We start from the raw sequence: 920 nt of genomic DNA on the forward strand, positions 1-920 counted from the left end.
AACTGAACAGCTTGATCCAATGGTTAAAGCTTGGCAAGATCGCTCGCTAAAGGACAAGGCTTACCCCTATATCATGACAGATGTACTCTACATTAAAATTAGAGAAGACCACCGTGTTGTGTCCAGAAGCTGTCATGTTGCGATCGGCATTACAAAAGACGGTGAGCGAGAAATCATTGGATTTATGATTCAAAATAATGAGAGCGATGAAACATGGTCAACATTCTTTGAATACCTTAAAAGCCGTGGTTTACATGGTACAGAACTCGTTATTTCAGACGCTCATAAAGGCTTAGTAAAAGCGATTACAAAATCATTTACGAATGCGACTTGGCAAAGATGCCAGGTGCATTTTATGCGGAATATCTTAAGTAAGGTTCCAAAAAAGAACTCAAAACCTTTCCGCGAAGCTGTTAAAGCTATTTTTAAATTTACAGATATTGACTTAGCTCGAACCGCCAAAAATCAATTAATCCATGACTACATGGATAAGCCTAAATATAGTAAAGCATGCGAAACGCTTGATGAAGGTTTTGAAGATGCTTTTCAATACACGGTTGTTGGCAAAGGTCATGCAAGACTTAAAAGCACAAATCTCTTAGAAAGATTAAATGAAGAAGTCCGTAGAAGAGAAAAAGTGATCAGGATCTTTCCTAATCGCGCTTCCGCAAACCGATTGATTGGTGCAGTCCTGATGGATAGACATGAAGACTGGTCAAGCTCATCAAGAAAATATATTCAGTTTGATCACGCTAATTAAGTGATTGTAACGGAAGGTGGTGACTCCAGCGGGAATAGGATGAGCTGAAGATCCACTTTTGTAGCGCTCTTTGCTTCAAAAGTTAGCTGAAGCCATCCCCGCGGAAAGCATCCACCTGGAGTGAAAATCACGGGTAAAAGCTCCATTTCTGATTGTTCTT

The 920-nt window shown here is 39.9% G+C and carries 1 protein-coding gene; it reads left to right on the forward strand.

Annotated elements, in window-relative coordinates; translation table 11 throughout:
- A partial coding sequence (locus tag ABD814_RS13215) for an IS256 family transposase (RefSeq protein WP_344914204.1) occupies positions 1 to 760 on the forward strand: 760 nt, incomplete at its 5' end.
- Positions 761 to 920 lie beyond the last annotated feature (160 nt).

Source organism: Amphibacillus indicireducens, assembly GCF_039539605.1.
In the GTDB taxonomy this organism is placed as follows: domain Bacteria; phylum Bacillota; class Bacilli; order Bacillales; family Amphibacillaceae; genus Amphibacillus; species Amphibacillus indicireducens.